At 67.7% G+C, this 20,083-nt stretch carries 14 protein-coding genes and 1 tRNA gene; 6 read left to right on the forward strand and 9 right to left on the reverse strand.

Features of this window, described 5'->3' with window-relative positions; genetic code table 11:
* The 6 genes from kdpB to recJ all read right to left on the reverse strand — a co-directional run bounded on the left by kdpB (position 1) and on the right by recJ (position 7,036).
* Positions 1–2,031, reverse strand: a complete 2,031-nt coding sequence (gene kdpB / locus K3M67_RS13275) for a potassium-transporting ATPase subunit KdpB (protein ID WP_285831679.1) — start codon at positions 2,029–2,031, stop codon at positions 1–3.
* A gap of 13 nt (positions 2,032–2,044) precedes the next feature.
* Positions 2,045–3,748, reverse strand: a complete 1,704-nt coding sequence (gene kdpA / locus K3M67_RS13280) for a potassium-transporting ATPase subunit KdpA (RefSeq protein WP_285831680.1) — start codon at positions 3,746–3,748, stop codon at positions 2,045–2,047.
* Positions 3,749–3,764: 16 nt separating this feature from the next.
* A complete protein-coding gene (kdpF, locus tag K3M67_RS13285; protein WP_066860912.1) occupies positions 3,765–3,854 on the reverse strand; it encodes a K(+)-transporting ATPase subunit F in 90 nt (29 codons plus the stop codon).
* A gap of 103 nt (positions 3,855–3,957) precedes the next feature.
* The gene (locus K3M67_RS13290) at positions 3,958–4,806 is read right to left on the reverse strand and encodes a TorF family putative porin (protein ID WP_285831681.1); all 849 of its coding nucleotides are present in this window, start codon (positions 4,804–4,806) and stop codon (positions 3,958–3,960) included.
* Positions 4,807–5,091: 285 nt separating this feature from the next.
* A tRNA-Glu gene (locus K3M67_RS13295) sits at positions 5,092–5,166 on the reverse strand.
* A gap of 103 nt (positions 5,167–5,269) precedes the next feature.
* On the reverse strand, positions 5,270–7,036 hold the full coding sequence (recJ, locus tag K3M67_RS13300) for a single-stranded-DNA-specific exonuclease RecJ (protein ID WP_285831682.1): 1,767 nt from the start codon (positions 7,034–7,036) through the stop codon (positions 5,270–5,272).
* A 150-nt stretch (positions 7,037–7,186) separates the two neighbouring features.
* On the opposite strand from recJ, the gene K3M67_RS13305 reads away from it, so the two are divergent.
* Positions 7,187–9,295 (forward strand): autotransporter assembly complex protein TamA, encoded by a 2,109-nt coding sequence (locus K3M67_RS13305; RefSeq protein WP_285831683.1) that lies wholly within the window; start codon positions 7,187–7,189, stop codon positions 9,293–9,295.
* Positions 9,295–13,506: a translocation/assembly module TamB domain-containing protein gene (locus tag K3M67_RS13310; protein ID WP_285831684.1), complete on the forward strand. Its 4,212-nt coding sequence runs from the start codon at positions 9,295–9,297 to the stop codon at positions 13,504–13,506. The genes K3M67_RS13305 and K3M67_RS13310 overlap by 1 nt, the downstream gene beginning before the upstream one ends.
* 10 nt (positions 13,507–13,516) lie before the next feature.
* Here the strand turns inward: K3M67_RS13310 and metW are convergent, their stop codons facing one another.
* Both metW and metX read right to left on the reverse strand, forming a co-directional pair.
* The gene (gene metW, locus K3M67_RS13315) at positions 13,517–14,110 is read right to left on the reverse strand and encodes a methionine biosynthesis protein MetW (protein ID WP_066860899.1); all 594 of its coding nucleotides are present in this window, start codon (positions 14,108–14,110) and stop codon (positions 13,517–13,519) included.
* Entirely contained in the window at positions 14,107–15,243 is a 1,137-nt protein-coding gene (gene metX, locus K3M67_RS13320; protein ID WP_285831685.1) for a homoserine O-acetyltransferase MetX, read from the reverse strand. Before metX ends, metW begins: the two co-directional genes overlap by 4 nt.
* A gap of 66 nt (positions 15,244–15,309) precedes the next feature.
* Between metX and K3M67_RS13325 the strand changes: the two genes are divergently transcribed.
* The 4 genes from K3M67_RS13325 (at position 15,310) to K3M67_RS13340 (ending at position 19,400) form a co-directional block, all read left to right on the forward strand.
* Positions 15,310–16,269 carry a 2-hydroxyacid dehydrogenase gene (locus K3M67_RS13325; protein WP_285831686.1) on the forward strand — a complete coding sequence of 320 codons (960 nt, stop codon included), beginning with the start codon at positions 15,310–15,312 and terminating at the stop codon, positions 16,267–16,269.
* 260 nt (positions 16,270–16,529) lie between these two features.
* A complete protein-coding gene (locus K3M67_RS13330) occupies positions 16,530–16,844 on the forward strand; it encodes a hypothetical protein (RefSeq protein ID WP_285831687.1) in 315 nt (104 codons plus the stop codon).
* A 536-nt stretch (positions 16,845–17,380) separates the two neighbouring features.
* Positions 17,381–18,490, forward strand: coding sequence for a histidinol-phosphate transaminase (hisC, locus tag K3M67_RS13335; RefSeq protein ID WP_285831688.1), 1,110 nt, complete (start codon positions 17,381–17,383; stop codon positions 18,488–18,490).
* A gap of 4 nt (positions 18,491–18,494) precedes the next feature.
* Complete coding sequence (locus tag K3M67_RS13340) at positions 18,495–19,400, forward strand: prephenate/arogenate dehydrogenase family protein (RefSeq protein WP_285831689.1); 906 nt, start codon at positions 18,495–18,497, stop codon at positions 19,398–19,400.
* Here the strand turns inward: K3M67_RS13340 and K3M67_RS13345 are convergent.
* Complete coding sequence (locus K3M67_RS13345; RefSeq protein WP_066860879.1) at positions 19,361–20,083, reverse strand: lysophospholipid acyltransferase family protein; 723 nt, start codon at positions 20,081–20,083, stop codon at positions 19,361–19,363. The genes K3M67_RS13340 and K3M67_RS13345 overlap by 40 nt on opposite strands.

Consider the following 20,083-nt stretch of genomic DNA (forward strand, 5'->3'; position numbering starts at 1 on the left):
TCAGGCCAGACCCAGGCCGGTGACGGCCAGGTCGATGATCTTGATGCCGGCGAAGGGCGCGATCAGCCCGCCCAGGCCGTAGACGGCAAGGTTGCGGGCCAGCAGCGGCCCCGCGCCCATCGGCCGGTAGGCGACCCCCCTGAGCGCCAGCGGCACCAGCAGCGGGATGATCAGCGCATTGAAGATGATGGCCGACAGGATCGCGCTCTGCGGCGTTCCCAGTCCCATCACGTTCAGCACCCCAAGGCCCGGATAGAGCGCCACGAACATGGCCGGGATGATCGCGAAATATTTGGCGACGTCATTGGCGACCGAGAAGGTGGTGAGCGCGCCGCGCGTCATCAGCATCTGCTTGCCCAGCCCCACCACCTCGATCAGCTTGGTCGGATCGCTGTCCAGGTCGACCATGTTGCCCGCCTCGCGCGCGGCCTGCGTGCCGGTGTTCATCGCAACGCCGACATCGGCCTGTGCCAGCGCGGGCGCGTCGTTGGTGCCATCGCCGCACATGGCGACCAGCCGCCCGCCCTGCTGCTCGCTGCGGATCAGCGCCAGCTTGTCCTCGGGCGTCGCCTGCGCCAGGAAGTCATCGACCCCTGCCTCGGCCGCGATCGCGGCGGCGGTCAGCGGATTGTCGCCGGTGATCATCACCGTGCGGATGCCCATGCGGCGCAGTTCGGCGAAACGTTCACGCACCCCGGCCTTGACGATGTCCTTGAGCGCGATCGCGCCCAGCAGCCGGCCGTCCTGCGCGACCGCCAGCGGCGTCATGCCGGCGCGGGCGATCTCGTCGGTCATGCGGCGCAACTCGGTGGCGGCGGCCGTCTCGCCCAAGCCCGGATTGGCCCGCAGGATCGAATCGACCGCCCCCTTCTGGATCAGCCGGTCGCCGATCCGGACGCCGGAAATGCGCGTCTGGGCGGTGAAGGGGATGACTTCGGCGCCTTCGGGCAGGGCGGTGGCGGACACATGGAATCGCTCGCGCGCCAGCAGGACGACCGATCGCCCCTCGGGCGTCTCGTCGGCCAGGCTGGCCAGCAGGGCCGCTTCGGCCAGCTGCTCCGGCCGTGTGCCGCCGACCGCGCGGAACTCCGACGCCTGCCGGTCGCCGATGGTGATCGTCCCGGTCTTGTCGAGCAACAGCACGTCGACATCGCCCGCCGCCTCGACCGCGCGGCCCGACTTGGCCAGCACGTTGAAGCGCACCAGCCGGTCCATGCCGGCAATGCCGATCGCCGACAGCAGGGCGGCGATGGTGGTCGGGATCAGCGTGATCAGCAGCGCAGCCAGGATCGCGACGGGAATGGTCCCGCCGGCATAGGCCGCGAACGCCGGAATGGTGCCGACCGCGATCAGGAAGATGATGGTGAGGCCCACCAGCAGGATGGTCAGCGCGATCTCGTTGGGCGTCTTCTGCCGTTCCGCTCCCTCCACCAGCGCGATCATGCGGTCAAGGAAGCCCTGCCCCGGATCGACCGTGACGCGCACCTTGATCTCGTCGGAAATGACGCGGGTGCCGGCCGTCACGGCGGAACGGTCGCCGCCCGCCTCGCGGATCACCGGCGCGGATTCGCCGGTGATCGCCGCCTCGTTCACCGACGCGACGCCCTCGATCACCTCGCCATCGGCGGGGATCAGGTCGCCCGTGGTGACGAGCACCAGGTCGCCCGCGCGCAACTGGCTGGCGGGCACGTCCTCCGTGCCGCCATTCTTCACCCGGCGGGCGGTCAGTTCCGCCTTGGTGGCGCGCAGCGACGCCGCCTGCGCCTTGCCGCGTCCTTCGGCCAGCGCCTCGGCGAAGGTGCCGAACAGCACCGTCAGCCACAGCCACAGCACCAGCTGAAGCTTGAAGCCGACCGCCAGCCCGTCGCCGCCGATGCCGAGCAGGACGGTCATCAGAAGCGCGACACAGGCGGTGACGAACATCACCGGGTTGCGGATCAGTTCCTTGGGATTGAGTTTCTTGAAGGCGTCGCCGATCGCCGGAACGATCAGTTCGGCCGTGAACAGGGATTTACTGGTAGCGCGTGCCATCCGGCGCCCCTTCTCAGGAAAGTTGGCCATGGATCATCGCAAGATGATCGGCGATGGGACCGAGCGCGAGGCTCGGCAGGAAAGTGAGGCCGCCGACAATGAGCACGATGCCCACCAGCAGCCCGATCCACAGCGGACCCGTGGTCGGGAAGGAGCCGGCGCTTTCGGGCACATGCTTCTTGGCCGCCAGGCTGCCGGCGATCGCCAGCATCGGTACGATCACGAAGAAGCGGCCCAGCCACATCGCGATCCCCAGCAGGCTGTTGTAGAAGGGCGTGCCTGCGGTCAGCCCGGCGAAGGCGGAGCCGTTGTTGCCGGTGGCCGATGTGAAGGCGTAGAGTATCTCCGAAAAGCCGTGCGGTCCCTTGTTGAGCGGACCGGCGAGACCGGCGGGCAGCACTGCGGCGATGGCGGTGAAGCCAAGGATGCAGAGCGGCAGCACCGCGATCGCCAGCACCGCCAGCTTGACCTCGCGCGCCTCGATCTTCTTGCCGACATATTCGGGCGTGCGCCCGACCATCAGCCCCGCGACGAACACGGCGAGGATGGCGAACAGCAGGAAGCCGTATATGCCCGCGCCGACGCCGCCGACCACGACTTCGCCCAGCTGGATGTTGAACAGCGGGATCATGCCGCCCAGCGCGGTGAAGCTGTCATGCATGGCGTTGACCGCGCCGCAGGAGGCGGCGGTCGTGACGACGGCGAAAAGGGCGGATGCGGCGATGCCGAAGCGGACTTCCTTGCCCTCCATATTGCCGCCGGGCACGCCCAGACTGTGCAGGATCGGGTTGCCCGCCGCTTCCTGCCAGTAGGTGACGGTCACGCCCGCCAGGAACAGGACCAGCATGGCCGACAGGATCGCCCAGCCTTGCCGCGTGTTGCCGACCGCCTTGCCGAAACACCAGGTCAGGCCGAAGCCGATGACGAAGATCGACAGCATCTGCACCAGGTTGGTCAGGGCGGTCGGATTTTCGAACGGATGGGCGCTGTTGGCGTTGAAGAAGCCGCCGCCATTGGTGCCCAGCATCTTGATCGCTTCCTGGCTCGCGACCGGACCGAGCTCCAGCGTCTGCTTCGCGCCTTCCAGCGTGGTCAGGTCGACCGAGGCGGCCAGCGTCTGCGGCACGCCCGACGCGATCAGGTAGACGCCATAGACGATGGAGATCGGCAGCAGCAGATAGAGCGTCACGCGGGTCACGTCGGCCCAGAAATTGCCGATCGTCTTCGCTTCCCGCCGCGCAAAGCCCCGGAAGAAGGCGAAGGCGAGCGCGATGCCCGTCGCAGCCGACAGGAAGTTTTGGATGGTCAGGCCCAGCATCTGGCTGAGGTTCGACAGCGCCGCCTCGCCCGAATACCATTGCCAGTTGGTGTTGGTGGTGAAGCTGATGGCGGTATTGAACGCGCCGTCGGCGCCCACGCCGCCATAGCCCAGGCCATTGAGCGGCAGCAGGCCCTGAAGCCGCAGCACCGCATAGGTGAAGAGCGTCAGGACGAAGTTGAACAGCAGCATGTGCACCGCATAGCGACGCCAGCTCTGTTCCTCGTCCGGGTCGATGCCGGCGAGGCGGTAGAAACCGCGCTCGACCGGCCCCAGCACGGCGTGCAGCGGCGTGCGCCGCCCTTCATACAGCGCGAACAGCCATGCGCCGACGGGCTTCGTCACGGCCAGCAACAAGCCGACGAAGAGAAGGATGAGAATCCAGCCCTGGATGGTCATCGGTCCGGGCTCCTTTCTAGAAGCGCTCGGGGCGGATCAGCACCGCCACCAGGTAGAGGAGGAGGCCAAGCGCGGTCAGCGCCGCGAGCCAGAGGTCAATCGTCATGGCCGCACCTCATGCGCCATCGCACAGACGGGCATAGGCCAGCGTCGCCGCCAGCAGCCCGGCCATGACCCCGATCCAGAGCAGATCCTGCATATGCGTCTCCCTAGAATGAAGCGGTCAGCGCCACGACCAGCGTGGGGTCGGCGATCGAGCCGGCGCCGTCCTGGCCCTTGCTGAAACTGGGTTGCAGATAGGCGGCCTCGCTGCGGCCGATGTCGGTGTCGACATAGGACAGGCCCAGCGTCAGGTTGCGCCAGGTCGCGTCCATGCCCAGCGACCAGTCCCAGTAGCTGCCGGTCGGCGCCACGCTGGTCGCATTGGGGCCAAGCCCACGATTGCCGTCGCTCTGGCCGACATGCGCCTTAGCGGTGAAGGGGGTGCCGGCGATCGCCATCGCCGCGTCGCCCCACAGATAGAGATTGTCGTCCTTCGCGCCCGGATCGGTATAGACGCCCGAAGCGGCGTCCGCGCCGGTCGCATACCAGCGGCCCAGCGCCTGTTGCCGGGGCGCATAGGCGACGCCCGCCGTCAGCGTCGCAGGACCGGCGGTGCCGCTGAGCTTGACATAGGGTTCGGCGAAGTCGGTCTTGTCGGCACCCGACGGATACATGTACCAGGTCAGGCCGACGTCGATCGCCGCGCCGTCCGCCAGCGGCAGCTTGTAGCCCGCGATCAGGTCCAGTTCCATGTTCGCCCCGCCGAACGTGCCCCAGCCCGCCAAGTTGGAGGCCCATGCGCCGGCATAAAGCCCGCTGCGATGCGCGACGGTCAGCCCGCCCTGCACCGCCATCGCCTTGTCGGTCTGGGAAATGCCGCGGAAGCGATAATCCGACGCCAGCGCCACCGATCCGCTGACGGTGACGTCGGACGGGCCGGGATCATCCTGCGCGAAGGCCAGAGGGGCATAGGCGGAAAGAAGAAGGACGGCCGCGAAGGCCGGTAGGCGTATCATGCAAATATCCCCCAACAGACGCGCCGCGAGGGTCCGGGCGCGATTCGTGAGGCCATTCAGATATTGCCGACCGCCATTAAGTATCGAGATGGAGCCAGGGCGATCTCCATAGTATTTGCATATAGTCGGCACGCAGGCCGACGGATCGCCGACGCGTGCGGGTGAAAGCGCCGCGCACCCGCTGGAACAATCGACGCTCGCCCGCCCGCGCGGCAGCGCATTGCGTCGGATCTGTAGATATCGGAGGATCTTGACTGCCACGCACTTCGCCATTGGAGACGAAGGTGGTGACCCCTACGGGAATCGAACCCGTGTTTCAGCCGTGAAAGGGCCGCGTCCTAACCGCTAGACGAAGGGGCCGTTCGTCGGCGCCGCCGTTGGGCAGCGCTGCGAAGCGAGGGCGCAATTAGGCGGCGACGGCAAAAGGGTCAACCCCCTAAAGACAAGAAAATGACAATCCCGCTCAATCGGCCCAGGCGGCGTCCTCCAGATGCAGCTCGGCGGCGGGGCGGTTGCCCCAGTCGTCGATCTTGGCCTTGCCCGCGACCCAGAGCCGCCGGTCGCGCGGCGCCCCCAATATCGCCTGGCCCAGGTCGGTTTCGGCCTGGCGGAAGGCGATGGTCTTGATCGAACGGCCATCCTCTCCGCTCATGATCGCGCGCAGGTGGCCATTGCCCACGACATCGGCCTTGATCACGCGCATAGGCCCGGCGGCGATCAGCGGCGCGGGCCAGCCGGCGCCATAGGGCCCGCCCTGTTCGATCGCGGCGACGAAGTCGGGATTGACCCCCGCCGGCGCCAGCACCGCGTCGATCAGCAGCGCCCGGTCGTCGCGCGCCCTGGCGACGGCGGCGGACAGGCGATCATCCAGATAGTCGGCCAGCGCGTCGATCCGGTCCGCCGCCACCGTCAGCCCGGCCGCCATGGCGTGGCCGCCGCCGGCAACCAGCAGGCCGCTGTCCTTGGCCGCCAGCACCGCCGCGCCCAGGTCCACGCCCGAAATGGAGCGGCCCGATCCCTTGCCCACGCCCGCTTCGTCGAGCGCGATGACGATGGCGGGCCGGCCCGCCTTTTCCTTGATGCGGCCAGCGACGATGCCGATCACGCCGGGGTGCCAGCCCTGGCCGGAGATCACCGCCACGGCGCGGTTGCCCTGGGCGGCGAGCAACGCCTCGGCCTGTTCCTGCACCGTCGATTCGATCGCTCGGCGCTCCTCATTATACTGGTCGAGCTGCGCCGCGATGCGCGCGGCTTCGGCCGGGTCTTCCGTCGTCAGCAGCCGCACGCCCAGGTCCGCCTGACCCACGCGCCCGCCCGCATTGATGCGCGGGCCAAGCGCGAAACCCAGATCATGGCACAGCGGCGCGCGGGTGAGGCGGCTGGCGTCGATCAGCGCCGCCAGCCCGATGTTGCGCCGCTTCGCCATCACCTTCAGCCCCTGCGCCACGAAGGCGCGGTTGAGGCCGCGCAGCTGCGCGACATCCGCCACGGTGCCCAGCGCGACGATGTCGAGCAGGTCCAGGATGTTCGGCTTGCCCCGGCTGGCGAACCAGCCCCTGGCATCCAGCAGCTTGAGCAGCCTGGCGCCCAGCAGAAAGGCGACGCCGACCGCCGCCAGATGGCCGTGGACGGCCGCGTCGGGATGCTCGTCCAGCCGGTTGGGGTTCACCAGCGCAAAGGCTTCGGGCAGTTGGGTCGCGCATTTATGATGGTCGACCACCACCACGTCGACGCCGGTCGCCCGCGCCATGCTCAGCGCCTCGAACGCCTGCGCCCCGCAATCGACGGTGACGATCAGGGTTGCGCCCTCGCCCGCCAGCCGCACCAGCGCCTCGCCAGACGGGCCATAGCCTTCCATCAGGCGGTCGGGGATATAGGGCTTCGCCGCCAGGCCCAGGTCGCGCAGCAACCGGATCAGCAACGCCGCGCTGGTCGCGCCGTCGACGTCATAATCGCCGAAGATGCGGACATCCTCGCCGCGCTGCACCGCGTCGGCTAGTCGCTCGGCCGCCGCGTCCATATCCCGGAACAGGCTGGGATCAGGCATGAACTGGCGAATGGTGGGGTTGCGATGCGCTTCCACCGCGTCGCGCGGGCAGCCGCGCGCCAGCAGCAATTGCGTCACCAGATCGTCGGGCAGATAGGCTGGGTCGCGCGCGTCGGCGCCGGCGCCCCGCCAGCGCCAGGGCTGGCCCGAAATGGATCGCGAGATATTGAGCGCAAATGTCATGCACCGGCTCTAGACGCTGGCGCGCGCGGAGGGAAGCATCCGCCCGCCGCGGCAAATCCCCTTCCGGCGGGAACCGCCGCAACCCCTTGAGCGTATTGCCAGTTTGCGAGCCTTCTATATGGCTGGCGGCGAAAGGGGCTTCGCAACCATATGAGCAGACGGCAGGCACATCATGTCCGGCGCATGTTGAGCCTGATCCTCCTGACGGGCTCGCCCCTGCCGCTGGTCGCGCAGACACCGCCCGCCCCATCCCCGCCGGCCCAATCCGAACCCGAAGAGCCGATCCTGCCCGACGACCAGTTCGAGGCGCGCCTGCCCGGCGTCGAAGGCGCCGACCCGAACGCCCCGCTGCCCTCGATCGATAGCTGGATCGACCAGCAGATGCCGCAGGCCTCGACCGCGCCCGCTGACCTGCCTCCGGCGACCGAGCCGGCCGAGGAACGGGAACTGGCCCAGCCGCTGCCGCCGCTCGACAGCGTCACCGTGCCGGCCAATGCGGCGGCGAATGACGATCCCGCCGCCAAATTGCCCGACATCCGCTACGCGACCAGCATCGAGGGCTTCGGCAAGACCGGGCTGGGCGACGAGTTTCGCGCCGAATCCGCGCTGATCGACGGCGATGGCAAGGCCGACACCGCCGCCATGGTCCAGGCGCGGGCGCAAGAGGACGAGAAGCTGGCGGTGCGCCTGCTCCAGTCGGAAGGCTATTATGACGCGACCGCGCTCGCCAGCCTCGACCAGACGGGCGACGGCACGCTCAAGGCGGTGATCTCCGTCACGCCGGGCCAGCGCTACCGGATCGGCGACATCGTCGTCACCGCAACCCCCACCGTCCCGCCGACGCTGGTGCGCGACAGCCTGCCGCTCCAGACCGGCGACCCCATCATCGCCGCCAATGTCGAGGGCGCGGAAGCCAATGTCGCGCTTAAACTGCCCGAAAATGGCTATCCCTTCGCGACAGTGGGCCAGCGCGACATATTGCTCGATCCCGCGACGGTGACCGGCGCCTATACGCTCCCGGTGGAGGTCGGCCCGCGCGGCAGCTTCCGCCGGATCACCACCAGCGGCGCGAAACAGGCGTTCGGCGCCGACCATATGGAGGTGATCCGCCGCTACCGGCCCGGCGACCTCTATGACAGCCGCAAGGTCGATGATCTGCGCAAGGCGCTGGTCGCGACCGGCCTGTTCGCCAGCGTCGCGGTCGATCCGGTCCGCACCAACGAAGCCGCGCCGGACGGCACCGAATATGTCGACCTCCATGTCGAGCAGGAGGCCGGGCCGCCCCGCACCCTTGCGGGCGAAGCAGGCTATGGCACCGGCCAGGGCTTCCGCGCCGAAGGGACATGGACCCATCGCAATCTGTTCCCGCCCGAAGGCGCGCTGATCCTGGGCGCGGTCGCGGGCACGCAGGAGCAGGGCGCGTCGGCGACCTTCCGCCGCTCCAACGCGGGCAAGCGCGACAAGACATTCCAGACCGGCATCACGCTCAACCACCAGAATTACGACGCCTATGAAGCCTATACAGCAGGCCTCAACATCGGCTGGTCGCGCCAGTCGACGCCGATCTTCCAGAAACGCTGGACCTACAGCTATGGCGCGGAAATATTGCTGACCAACGAACAGGTCGTGACCGATCTGCTGACGGCGGACAAAACGCGGCGGACCTATTTCATCGGCGCACTGCCGGTGCAGGTGGGCTATGACCGCTCCAACGACCTGCTCAACCCCACCAGCGGCTTCCGCGCCAGCCTGCGCGTATCGCCGGAAGGATCGTTGCAGGGCAATTTCTCGCCCTATGTGCGCAGCACCTTCGACCTCAGCGGCTATTATCCCGTGTCCGACAGCCTGGTGATCGCGGCGCGCACGCGGCTCGGCACGATCAACGGCGTGGACCGCGACGATGTCGCCCCGTCGCGGCGCATCTATGCCGGCGGCGGCGGATCGGTGCGCGGGTTCGGCTATCAGGAACTGGGGCCTAAGGATGTCAACGCCGACCCGATCGGCGGCCGGTCGGTCAATGAATTCGCGGTCGAGGGCCGCTATCGCTTCGGCAATTATGGCGTCGTCGCCTTCGTCGATGCGGGGCAGGTCTATGAAAGCCAGATCCCGCAATTTTCCGACATGCGCTATGGCGTCGGGCTGGGCGGCCGCTTCTACACCAATTTCGGACCCTTCCGCGCCGACATCGCCATGCCGATCAACCGGCAACCGGGCGAATCCAAATTCGCGCTCTATATCGGCATCGGACAGGCCTTCTGATGGCGCAGGACGACACCCCTCCCCCCGCTTCCGACACCGTGGTGATCCGCGAGAAGCGCCCGCTGTGGCAGAAGATCGCGTTGGGCGCCGTGGGACTGGTCGTATCGCTTGTGGTGCTGGTGGCGGGCCTGCTGTTCGGCCTCGACACCCAGCCCGGCAAGCGTTTCCTGATCCGCCAGATCGCGGCGCTCCAGCTCGAATCGGGGATGAACATCGAGGTCGGCCGGATCGACGGGTCGATCTACAGCGACATGGTGATCCACGACCTCGTGCTGCGCGACCCCAAGGGCGTGTTCGCGGTCAGCCCGCAGGTGCATGTCGTCTGGCGGCCCTTCCGCTACGTCAACAACCACATCTCGGTCAGCCTGCTGGAAACGCCGCTGGTCGTGCTGGCGCGTAGTCCGCAGTTCAATGTGGTGGAGAGCGATCCCAACGCGCCGATCCTGCCGGACCTCGACATCGACGTCGACCGCATGAAGATCGGCAAGTTCGTCCTTGCAAAGCCCGTGATCGGCCAGAAGCGCGCCATCGCGATCGACGGCGTCACCCATATTTCGGACGGCCGCGCCATCCTGTCCGCCGACGCCGTGGTCGACAGCGGCGACCGGTTGCAAGCCCGGCTGGACGCGGTGCCCGCGCAGAATCGCCTGGCCATGAGCGGCACCTTGACCGCGCCCAAGGGCGGGGTGATCGCCGCCATGTCGGGCCTGACCGACGGGTTCAGCGCCACGCTGGACGGCAAGGGCAGCTGGCAGGCGTGGGATGGCCGCATCGTCGCGACATCGCCCAGGGGTGAGCTGGCGAACATCGCGCTCGCCGCGCGCGACGGCAATTTCACGGCGAAAGGCCCGGTCCGCCCCGGTCTTGTCCTTGCCGGCACGGTCGACCGCCTGACCGCGCCGCAACTGGACGTCGACCTGTTCGCCGGTCTCAACGAGCGGCGCGTGAACCTGAAAGGCACGCTGCGTTCGCCCGCCATGGCCGCCGACGCGCAGGGGCTGATCGACCTTGGCAAGAGTCAGTTCAGCGCCTTGAAGATCAACGCCGCGCTGCTGACGCCCGGCGCGATCATGGAGAAGGTGAAGGGCAATGACGTGCGCGCCTCCGTCATCCTCGACGGCCCAATGGCGACGCCCTTCATCGATTATGACATCAGCGCGAAAAGCATCGCCTTCGACGCGACCGGCATCGAAAATCTGAAAGCCAGCGGCCGGGCGGTGATCGACGCGGACCGCATCCGCATCCCGGTGAACGCCACCGCGACCCGCGTGACGGGCCTCAATGCGGCGGCGGGCGGCCTGCTCCGCAATCTCCGCGTGAAGGGCGACTTCGCCTATGCGGCGGGCAAGCTCATCAGCGACAATCTGAAGATCGACAGCGACAAGATCGACGCCACCGCCATCGTCCTGGCCGACATCGACAACGCCCTCTATCGCGGCGCGCTGAAAGGGCGGGTCAACGACTACCGGATCGACGGCGTAGGCATCGTCAACCTCAACACCGACGTCGAACTGATCCCCGGACCCAAGGGCGGATTCGGCCTTGGCGGGCGCTTTGGCGTGCGAACGGCGCGTTGGGACAATGCCTCGGTCCGCGATTTCCTCGGCGGCAATGCGGTCATGTCCGGCCGCATCGGGATGACGCCGGAAGGCAAGTTCACGCTCGCCAGCCTCAAGGGCGCCGCGCCCAACTTCACCATTCACAGCGGCTCGGGCAGCTATGACACGGACGGGCAGGTCGCCTTCGACGCCACGGCGTCCTCCCGCCAATATGGCCCGCTGGCGCTCACCGTGCGCGGCACGATGGAGCGGCCGCAAGCGGTGTTGCGCGCGGCGCGGCCCAATGTCGGCGTGCAGCTGACCGACGTGGTCGCAAAGCTGAACGGCGAGGCGGCGGGCTACCGGCTCGAAGCGACCGGCGGATCGCCCTATGGTCCCTTCTTCGCCAATCTGCTGATCCGCACCGCAAGAGGGCCGCTGACCATCGACGTGACGAAGGCGCGCTTCGCCGGGGTCGACATGAACGGCCGCATCCAGCAGAGCGCCGCCGGTCCCTATACCGGGCAGCTGGCGATGAACGGCTCCGGCATCACCGGGGCGGTCCGGCTGGCGGCGGTGGGCAAGGTGCAGGGCGTGGACGTCAACGCCACCGCCAGCAACGCGAAGCTGCCGGGTGCGGCCGATATCGTCATCGGCCGCGCGATCGTGAACGCCTCCATGCTGCTGACCGATCAGCCGCAGATCAGGGCCGATGCCCAGATCGCCAACGCCGCCTATGGCGCCTATGTGGTGCGAAAGGCGCGGGCGCGGGTCGACTATCAGGGCGGGCGTGGCCGCGCCCAGCTGGTCGCCGACGGCTCCAGCGGCGTGCCCTTCTCGATCGCCGCCAATGCCGCGCTGCGTCCGACCCTCTATGCCGTGGCGTTGCAGGGTAAGGCCGCCAATATCGACTTCAAACTGGCCCAGCCCGCCATCATCCGCGTCGAACAGGCCGGCTACCGCCTCGACCCCGCAACCCTCGTGCTGCCGCAGGGCAAGGTCGATCTCGCCGGCCGCTTCGGCGACACGACCAGCGCGCAGGCGCGGTTCAAGGATTTCGACCTCGCCATCGCCAACATCGCCGCGCCGGGCCTCGGCATCGGCGGGCGCGCGACCGGCACGCTCGACTATCGACAGACCGGCAACGCCTTCCCGACCGCGACCACGCGCCTCGCGATCCGCGACTTCCGCCGATCCAGCCTGACCGCCGTGTCCGACCCGGTGTCGATGAGCGTCGAGGGCAAGCTGTCCCCGGCGGGCGGCGACCTGCGCGGCCTGATCCGCGAGGGCGACACGATGCTCGGCCGGTTCGTCGCCACGCTGGCCCCTCCGGGCGCGGGCGCGACCTGGGCCGGGCAGTTGCAGAACGCCCCGCTCGGCGGCGGCATCCGCTATGCCGGGCCGGCCGACGTGCTCTTCTCCTTCGCCGGCCTCGCCGACCAGCAGCTGACGGGCGGGCTCGCCGTCGCCGCCGACTTCAGCGGGCGGTTGAGCGATCCGCGCCTCAACGGCGTGGTCCGCGCCAATGCCCTCACCTATGAAAATGAAACGTTCGGCACCCGCCTGACGCGGATGAAGCTGGATGGCCGCTTCACCAACGATCATCTGGAAATCCGCGACTTCTCCGGCCGCGCCGGGGACGGCACGGTGCAGGCCTCGGGCAATGTCGGGCTGGCGGCGGACAGCGGCTTCCCGATGGACATCGCCGTGAAGCTCGACCGCGCCCGCCTCGCCCGCAGCGAGGCGATCACCAGCGTGGTCAGCGGCACGCTCAACATCACCAACAGCGCCGCAAGTGGCGGCCTCATCCGGGGCGACCTGTCGCTGCCGGAAACCCGCTATCGCGTCGCCTGGCAGGGTGGCACCGAAATCCGCCAGCTGACCGGCGTCCGCCGCAAGGGCGCGGGCGGCGACGCGCTCGACCAGCGACTCGCCGCGCGGCAGGCCGCCGCCAGGCCCGCCGACTGGAAGCTCGACATTCGCGTGCGCGCCGACAATGAAATCTACGTGACCGGCATGGGCCTCGATTCCGAATGGAAGACCAACATGCGAGTCACCGGCACCACCGCAGCCCCACGTGTGGTCGGCAAGATCGAGGTGATCCGCGGCCGCTACAGCTTCTCGGGCCACCAGTTCGACCTGTCGCAGGGCGTCATCAGCTTCAACGGGCCGATGATGAACCCCACGCTGGCGATCAAGGCGGAAACCCGGATCGACACGGTTACGGCGGGAATCCAGGTCGCCGGCAGCGCGCAGCAGCCCGACATCAGCTTCATCTCCACGCCCACCCTGCCGCAGGACGAAATCCTCGCCCGCATCCTGTTCGGCGACAATGTCGCCAACCTGTCTGCGACCCAGGCGATCCAGCTGGCGGCGGCCCTCAACGGCCTGCGCGGCGGCAGCGGCGGCCTCAATCCGATGGGCAAACTGCAAGGCGCGTCGGGCCTCGACCGGATCGGCATCGTCGGCGGCGACGAGGCGACGGGGCGCGGCACCAGCCTCGCGGTCGGCCAGCATATCTCCAACAATATCTATGTGGAGGTCATCACCGACTCCAAGGGCTTCACCGCCACCCAGCTGGAAATCGCCCTGTCCAAGACGCTCAGTCTGCTGTCGAAGACCGGCACCAATGCGGGGTCGTCGGCGAATCTGCGCTATTCGAAGGATTATTGATCCGTCGCGCTCACCGGCGCAGCAGGAACACCGCATGTTCGGCAAACAGGTTCGCATTGGCGTGGGTGGTTTCCCGGTCGCCCTTCAGGAACCACTGCCCGTCGATATGCCAGCCGCGCTCCTTCACCAGCGCGCGGAAATCGTCGACCGTCACATGGTGGATGTTGAGCGTGTCATACCAGGTATCGGGCAGCAGCCGCGTCACCGGCATCCGCCCGCCCCACATCAGCGACAGCCGCCCCCGCCAATGCGCGAAATTGGGGAAGGACACGAATGCCTGCCCCCCGATGCGCAGCAATTCCTCCACCACCTTGTCCGGCCGCCGCGTCGTCTGGAGCGTCTGGCTCAATATCGCATAGTCGAAACTGGCGTCGGGATAGTAGATGAGGTCGGTGTCCGCGTCGCCCTGCACCACGGACAGCCCGCGCCCCACGGCGGCGGCGACGTTGGACCCGTCAATCTCCAGCCCGCGCGCGTCGACCTGCGCCCGGTCGCGCAGCACCGCCATCAGCGCGCCGTCGCCACAGCCCACGTCAAGCACGCGCGCGCCCGGCCGCACCGTCCGCGCGATCAGGGCCAGGTCCGGCCTTAGCGTCTCGCTCATGCCCGCCCGCCCCGCAGGAATCCGTCGACCACCCGGTTGAGTTCGGGACATTCCAGCAGGAAGGCGTCATGGCCGAACGGGCTGGACAGTTCGACGAAGCTGGCCTGCGCGCCGCTGGCGTTCAGCGCATGGACGATGATCCGCGATTCCGCCGTGGGATAAAGCCAGTCGGTGTCGAAGCTCACCAGGCAGAAACGCGCCTTGCTCGCGGAGAAGGCCCGCGCCAGCGACCCGCCATGATCCTCGGCAATGTCATAATAGTCCATGGCGCGGGTGATGTAGAGATAGGAGTTCGCGTCGAACCGCTCGACGAAGCTCAGCCCCTGGTGGCGCAGATAGCTTTCCACCTGGAAATCCGCGTCGAAGCCAAAGGTCTTGGCATCCCGCCCCTGCAAGCGCCGCCCGAATTTCTCCGTTAGCCCTGCTTCGGACAGATAGGTGATGTGCGCCGCCATGCGCGCCACCGCCAGGCCCGCGCTCGGCACCTGTCCGTCGGCATAATAGTCGCCACCGCGCCAGTTGGGATCGGCCATGATCGCCTGCCGCCCGACCTCGTGAAAGGCGATATTCTGCGCGCTGTGCCGCGCCGTGGAGGCGATGACGACACAGCTTTCGACCCGCTCGGGGAAGAGCGTGGGCCAGGTCAGCGCCTGCATCCCGCCCATCGACCCGCCGATGACGGCGGAGAGGCGATCGACGCCCAGATGATCGAGCAGCGCGGCTTGCGCCCGCACCATGTCGGCGATGGTCAGCACCGGGAAGCGCATGGCGTGCGGCTCGCCGGTCACAGGATCGACGCTCGCCGGCCCGGACGATCCCATGCAGCTGCCGATGACGTTCGAACAGACGATGAAATGGCGCGCCGGATCGACCGGCCTGCCCTCGCCCACCAGCCGCCACCACCATCCGGGCTTGCCGGTGACGGGATGGTCGGACGCCACATATTGGTCGCCGGTCAGCGCATGGCAGATCAGGATGGCGTTGGACTTGTCCGCATTCATCGCGCCATAGGTTTCATAGGCGATGTCGACCGGACCCAGGCTCGCGCCGCTCGACAGGCGCAATGGTCCGGTCAGGCGGGCCTGCCGACGCAGGCCGAAACGGCTGTCTTCGCTCAAGGGGACGCTGGCCATGGTGGAGCGGGGCTAGGACCGCTGTCCCGCTCTGTCAATCTGGCGCATCAGCGGCATCGTCCCTAGATGGGCGGCATGACCCATGCTGAACGCCCGCCGATCGTCGCCTATGGCCCCCTCTACCCCTATCTGGACGATGAACTGGAGCGTCGCTTCACCGTTCATGCCGTAGCGGCCGGCGCCGATCCGGCCGCCCTGCCGCCGGCCGTGCGCGATGCGCGGGCGCTGGTCAGCTTCGGATCGGTCGGCGCGCCGGCCGACATCATGGACGCATTGCCAGGGCTGGAGATCATCGGCCTTTTCTCGGTCGGCTATGACAAGGTCGATGTCGATCATGCCCGCATGAAGGGCATCCGCGTCACCAACACGCCCGACGTGCTGACCGACGATGTCGCCGATCTCGCCGTCGGCCTGCTCTATGCCACGGTCCGCAACATTGCTGCCAATGACGCGCTGGTGCGCTCGGGCGGCTGGGCGCGTGGCGAAAAGCCGCCCCTGTCGGGCCGGGTGACGGGATCGCGCATCGGCATATTGGGCCTCGGCCGCATCGGCCGCGCCATCGCGGAGCGGCTGGAGCGGCAGGCGGGCGAAATCCTCTACCACAACCGGCGGCAGGCGCAGGATGCGCCGTATCGCTATGTCGCCGACCCGCTCGATTTCGCCCGGCAAAGCGATGTCATCATCGTCGCCACCTCGGGCGGGCCGGAAGCCGCGAAGCTGGTCGACACGGCGATGCTGGACGCGCTGGGACCGCGGGGCGTCATCGTCAACATCAGCCGGGGCAGCGTGATCGACGAGGACGCGCTGGTCGCCGCGCTGGCCGACCGGCGCATCGCCGGCGCCGGCCTCGACGTGTTCGCCCACGAACCCCATGTGCCGGAAACGCTGCTGACCATGGACCATGTCGTGCTCCAACCCCATCAGGGCAGCGCGACCGTCCACACGCGCAAGGCGATGGCCGACCTGGTGCTGGCCAATCTCGACGCCTGGTTCGCAGGTAAACCAGTGCTGACGCCGGTGGTATAGAGCGCCGACGAACCTCCCCAATACCGTCATTCCGCGGAGGCGGGGATTCATCTCCTCAACGAGACACTAGGCGCAAGGTCTGGAGATGGGTTCCCGCCTTTGCAGCGAATGACGGAAAGGGGTGGTTAGGGGACTGTCGGCTTTCAGGGAGATAATCGGCGATAGCTGCCGCTGCGCGAAGAAAAATCGTCCGGCAACAATCGCCCACTAGCTGACCTTCTACTATGCAGGTATGGGAAGGTATGACAGAATTTGAGAACTTGGACGACGACGTCTGGGACAGCGATTTCGCTAACGATCTCATCGGTTGCACACTTCTAGTTGGTCTGACGTTTGTCGATCACGATGAGCAACTCGTTCGGCGACAACAGATTTTCGGAACTGTTCTATCTGTCCAAGAGAGTGCGGGAATAGTGATCCGCCAAAACAATGGTGAGGATTTCACCATCGCCCCAGTTCTCGACGCGGTCGAGGCTGCCGACCCCGGCATATACCAATTGGCTGACGAAGATGACGTCGTTGAGGACCCAGACTTCACAGCACTTATTACAGTCCGCTCACCGCTTCGCAGCTAGGTGCCGATGTCCGCTTTCCACCAGATTTAATCATTCGGCCTTCGACTTGCCATCTGGATCAATGGCCGCTGTCAGCGATGCAGATGACAGTGATGAGCGGCAAAAAATGGTCGCTTCCGGACACACAAACCGCCCCGCCCCCGCTTCCGATCGCTCCCGCCCGATCCCCCTGTCCTATTCAGAAATTTCCTGATCTATCCTGCATGATGGATCACACCGCCCTTCCTTCGCGCCGGCCTCCGTTCACGCTGCTTCCGCGCCCTTACGTCCCTGTCCCAGTTGGAACCCGACCGACGCGTGGCGCGCGCACGACCGTGACCCACATGACGCGCCGGCGTGACCCAATGGGCGCGTCGCGGGCGCTTCGGGGGCGCGTCATTGGCAAAAATCCGCACTTATGCGTCGCGACACGCGACGACGGTGTGAACTTCGACGCCGTGACCCTGCCGGTCGGCACCATCGCCCAGCACCGGCCGAACCATCGACCGCGTCCCGCCGCTTTGCCTTTGCCTACAAAGCCGCTAAAGCCCCCCGCCATGACACAGATCGCTGCAAAACCCGCACCCAAGGACTGGATTCTCGGCATTCATGCCTATGTGCCGGGCAAGTCGGCGGCCGATGACGGCCGCCCGCTCATCAAGCTCAGCGCCAACGAAAATCCGCTCGGCACCGGGCAGGCGGCGCGCGCGGCGCTGATCGCCGCCACCGCCGACCTTGCCACCTATCCCGATCCGGGCGCGGCGAAGCTGCGGGAGGCGATCGGCGCGGCCCATGGCCTCGATCCCGCGCGGATCATCTATGGCACCGGCTCGGACGAGCTGCTCCACATCGCCGCCAGCGCCTATGCCGGGCCGGGCGACGAGGTGCTTTACGTCCGCTACGGCTTTTCCGTCTATGACATCGCCGCCCGGCGCGTGGGCGCGACCCCGGTGGAGGCGCCCGACGCCGACTATGCGACCGACGTCGACGCGCTGCTCGCCGCCGTGACAGAAAAGACCAAGGTCGTGTTCCTCGCCAACCCCAACAATCCGACCGGCACCATGACCAGCCGTGCGGAGATCGCACGGCTCCACGCCGGGCTGCGCCCGGACATCCTCTTCGTCCTCGACCAGGCCTATGCCGAATATCTCGACGCGGACGAGGATGATGGCGGCCTCGACCTAGCCCGCACCGCCAGCAACGTCCTGGTCACGCGCACCTTCTCCAAAATCTACGGCCTCGCCGCCGAACGGATCGGCTGGGGCTATGCCAGTCAGGATGTCATCGACATCCTCCACCGCATCCGCGCGCCGTTCAACGTGACGACGGCGGGCCAGGCGGCGGCGATCGCGGCGATCGGCGATACGGCATGGGTGGAACAGAGCCGGGCGCATAATGCACGGTGGCGCGAATGGCTGGCGGGCGAGGTCGCCTCCCTTTCCAACCACGGCCTGCGCGCGGTGCCGAGCCGGACCAACTTCCTCCTCATCCTGTTCGACGGCAGGCTGACCGCCGAAGCGGCGATGAAGGGGCTGTGGGACGAAGGCTTCGCCACCCGCTGGCTGCCGGGGCAGGGGCTGCCCAATGGCCTGCGCATCACCATCGGCACCGAAGCGCAGACCCGCGCCGTCGCGGCCAAGCTGCGCGCCATGGCGGAGGCGGCCTGACGCCATGCTGCCCTTCGCCCGCGTCACCATCATCGGCCTGGGCCTGATCGGCTCCTCGCTGGCCCGCGCGATCCGGGCCGAAATGCCGACCGTGCGCGTCACCGGCCATGATGCCGATCCGGCGGTGCGCGACACCGCCCGGCGCATCGACCTGTGCGACGACATCACCGACACGGCGGGCGCGTCCGTCACCGACGCCGATCTGGTCATCCTCTGCGTCCCCGTCCGCGCCATGGGCGCCGCGGCAACGGAGATCGCCGACGATCTGCCGGCCGATGCCATCGTCAGCGATGTGGGTTCGTGCAAGGCGGACGTGCTGGCGCAGCTCACCGCCGCACTGCCCGGCCGCACCGTCATCCCGGCGCATCCGGTGGCAGGCACCGAAAATAGCGGGCCGGAGGCGGGCTTCGCGACCCTGTTCAAGGGCCGCTGGTCCATCGTCACCCCGCCTGCGGGCGCCGATCCCGCCGCTGTCGAACGCGTCGCCGAACTGTGGCGGCGCGTGGGCGCCAATGTCGACACGATGGACCCGGCGCATCATGACATGGTGCTGGCGGTGACGAGCCACCTGCCCCACCTCATCGCCTATACCATCGTCGGCACCGCCAGCGATCTGGAGGATGTGACCCAGAGCGAGGTGATCAAATATTCCGCCGGCGGCTTCCGCGACTTCACCCGCATCGCCGCGTCGGACCCGACCATGTGGCGCGACGTGTTCCTGGCAAACAAGGATGCGGTACTGGACATGCTCCAGCGCTTTTCGGAGGATCTGTCGGCCTTGCAGCGAGCGATCCGCTGGAATGACGGCGACGCACTGTTCAACCTCTTCACCCGCACCCGCGCGATCCGCCGGTCGATCATCGAACAGGGTCAGGACGACGCCAAGCCCGATTTCGGCCGGTCGCACTGATTGAGCGCGTTGATCGCCGCATGGACCTTGGCTTCGGCCTCCTTGCGGTCGAGGCCGGTGGGGATGATCTCGCCCACCTTGTAGGTGATGGTGCCGGCGCGCTTCAGGAAGCGGCCGCGTGGCGACACCCGGCCGCTGTCCACGGCGATCGGCACCACCGGCAGGCCGAGCAGGCTGTAGAGACCGGCAAAGCCGGATTTGAGCGGCGGGGACTCGCCATGGGGCACGCGGGTGCCTTCGGGGAAGAGGCAGACCGCCCGCCCCGCCGCCGCCGCCGCCCTGGCCGAGGCGCGCAGCGCGCGTAGCGCGCTGGCCCCGGCAGTGCGCTCGATCGGGATGAGGCCATAGCGGCGGGCGATGACGCCCCACAGCGGAATGTCGAGCAATTCGCGCTTCGCCCCGATCGCCGGCCGATCGAACAGGCACAGCAGGTCGATGGTCTCGAACATCGACTCATGCTTGAGGATGTAGAGATAGGGTCCATGGGGCAGGTCGCCCTGCACCACCACCCTCTGCCCCAGCAGCCAGCGCGCGCTCGCGCGGTGGAAGCGGCTCCAGCCGGTGGCCACGCCCTGCACCGACGCCGGCGCGACCCAGCTCGACAGCAGCGCCCACAGGACGAAGCCCAGGCTGCCGCTGTAGAAGACGAGCATGAAGAGGAGGGAGCGGATGGCCGTTATCAT

The sequence above is a fragment of the Sphingobium sp. V4 genome, from assembly GCF_029590555.1.
In the GTDB taxonomy this organism is placed as follows: Bacteria; Pseudomonadota; Alphaproteobacteria; order Sphingomonadales; family Sphingomonadaceae; genus Sphingobium.

Coding starts and splice junctions, on each gene's coding strand:
- kdpB (WP_285831679.1), bottom strand. CDS start 2,031: ATGGCACGCGCTACCAGTAAATCCCTGTTCACGGCCGAACTGATCGTT.
- kdpA (WP_285831680.1), bottom strand. CDS start 3,748: ATGACCATCCAGGGCTGGATTCTCATCCTTCTCTTCGTCGGCTTGTTG.
- kdpF (WP_066860912.1), bottom strand. CDS start 3,854: ATGACGATTGACCTCTGGCTCGCGGCGCTGACCGCGCTTGGCCTCCTC.
- K3M67_RS13290 (WP_285831681.1), bottom strand. CDS start 4,806: ATGATACGCCTACCGGCCTTCGCGGCCGTCCTTCTTCTTTCCGCCTAT.
- recJ (WP_285831682.1), bottom strand. CDS start 7,036: ATGACATTTGCGCTCAATATCTCGCGATCCATTTCGGGCCAGCCCTGG.
- K3M67_RS13305 (WP_285831683.1), top strand. CDS start 7,187: ATGAGCAGACGGCAGGCACATCATGTCCGGCGCATGTTGAGCCTGATC.
- K3M67_RS13310 (WP_285831684.1), top strand. CDS start 9,295: ATGGCGCAGGACGACACCCCTCCCCCCGCTTCCGACACCGTGGTGATC.
- metW (WP_066860899.1), bottom strand. CDS start 14,110: ATGAGCGAGACGCTAAGGCCGGACCTGGCCCTGATCGCGCGGACGGTG.
- metX (WP_285831685.1), bottom strand. CDS start 15,243: ATGGCCAGCGTCCCCTTGAGCGAAGACAGCCGTTTCGGCCTGCGTCGG.
- K3M67_RS13325 (WP_285831686.1), top strand. CDS start 15,310: ATGGGCGGCATGACCCATGCTGAACGCCCGCCGATCGTCGCCTATGGC.
- hisC (WP_285831688.1), top strand. CDS start 17,381: ATGACACAGATCGCTGCAAAACCCGCACCCAAGGACTGGATTCTCGGC.
- K3M67_RS13340 (WP_285831689.1), top strand. CDS start 18,495: ATGCTGCCCTTCGCCCGCGTCACCATCATCGGCCTGGGCCTGATCGGC.
- K3M67_RS13345 (WP_066860879.1), bottom strand. CDS start 20,083: ATGATAACGGCCATCCGCTCCCTCCTCTTCATGCTCGTCTTCTACAGC.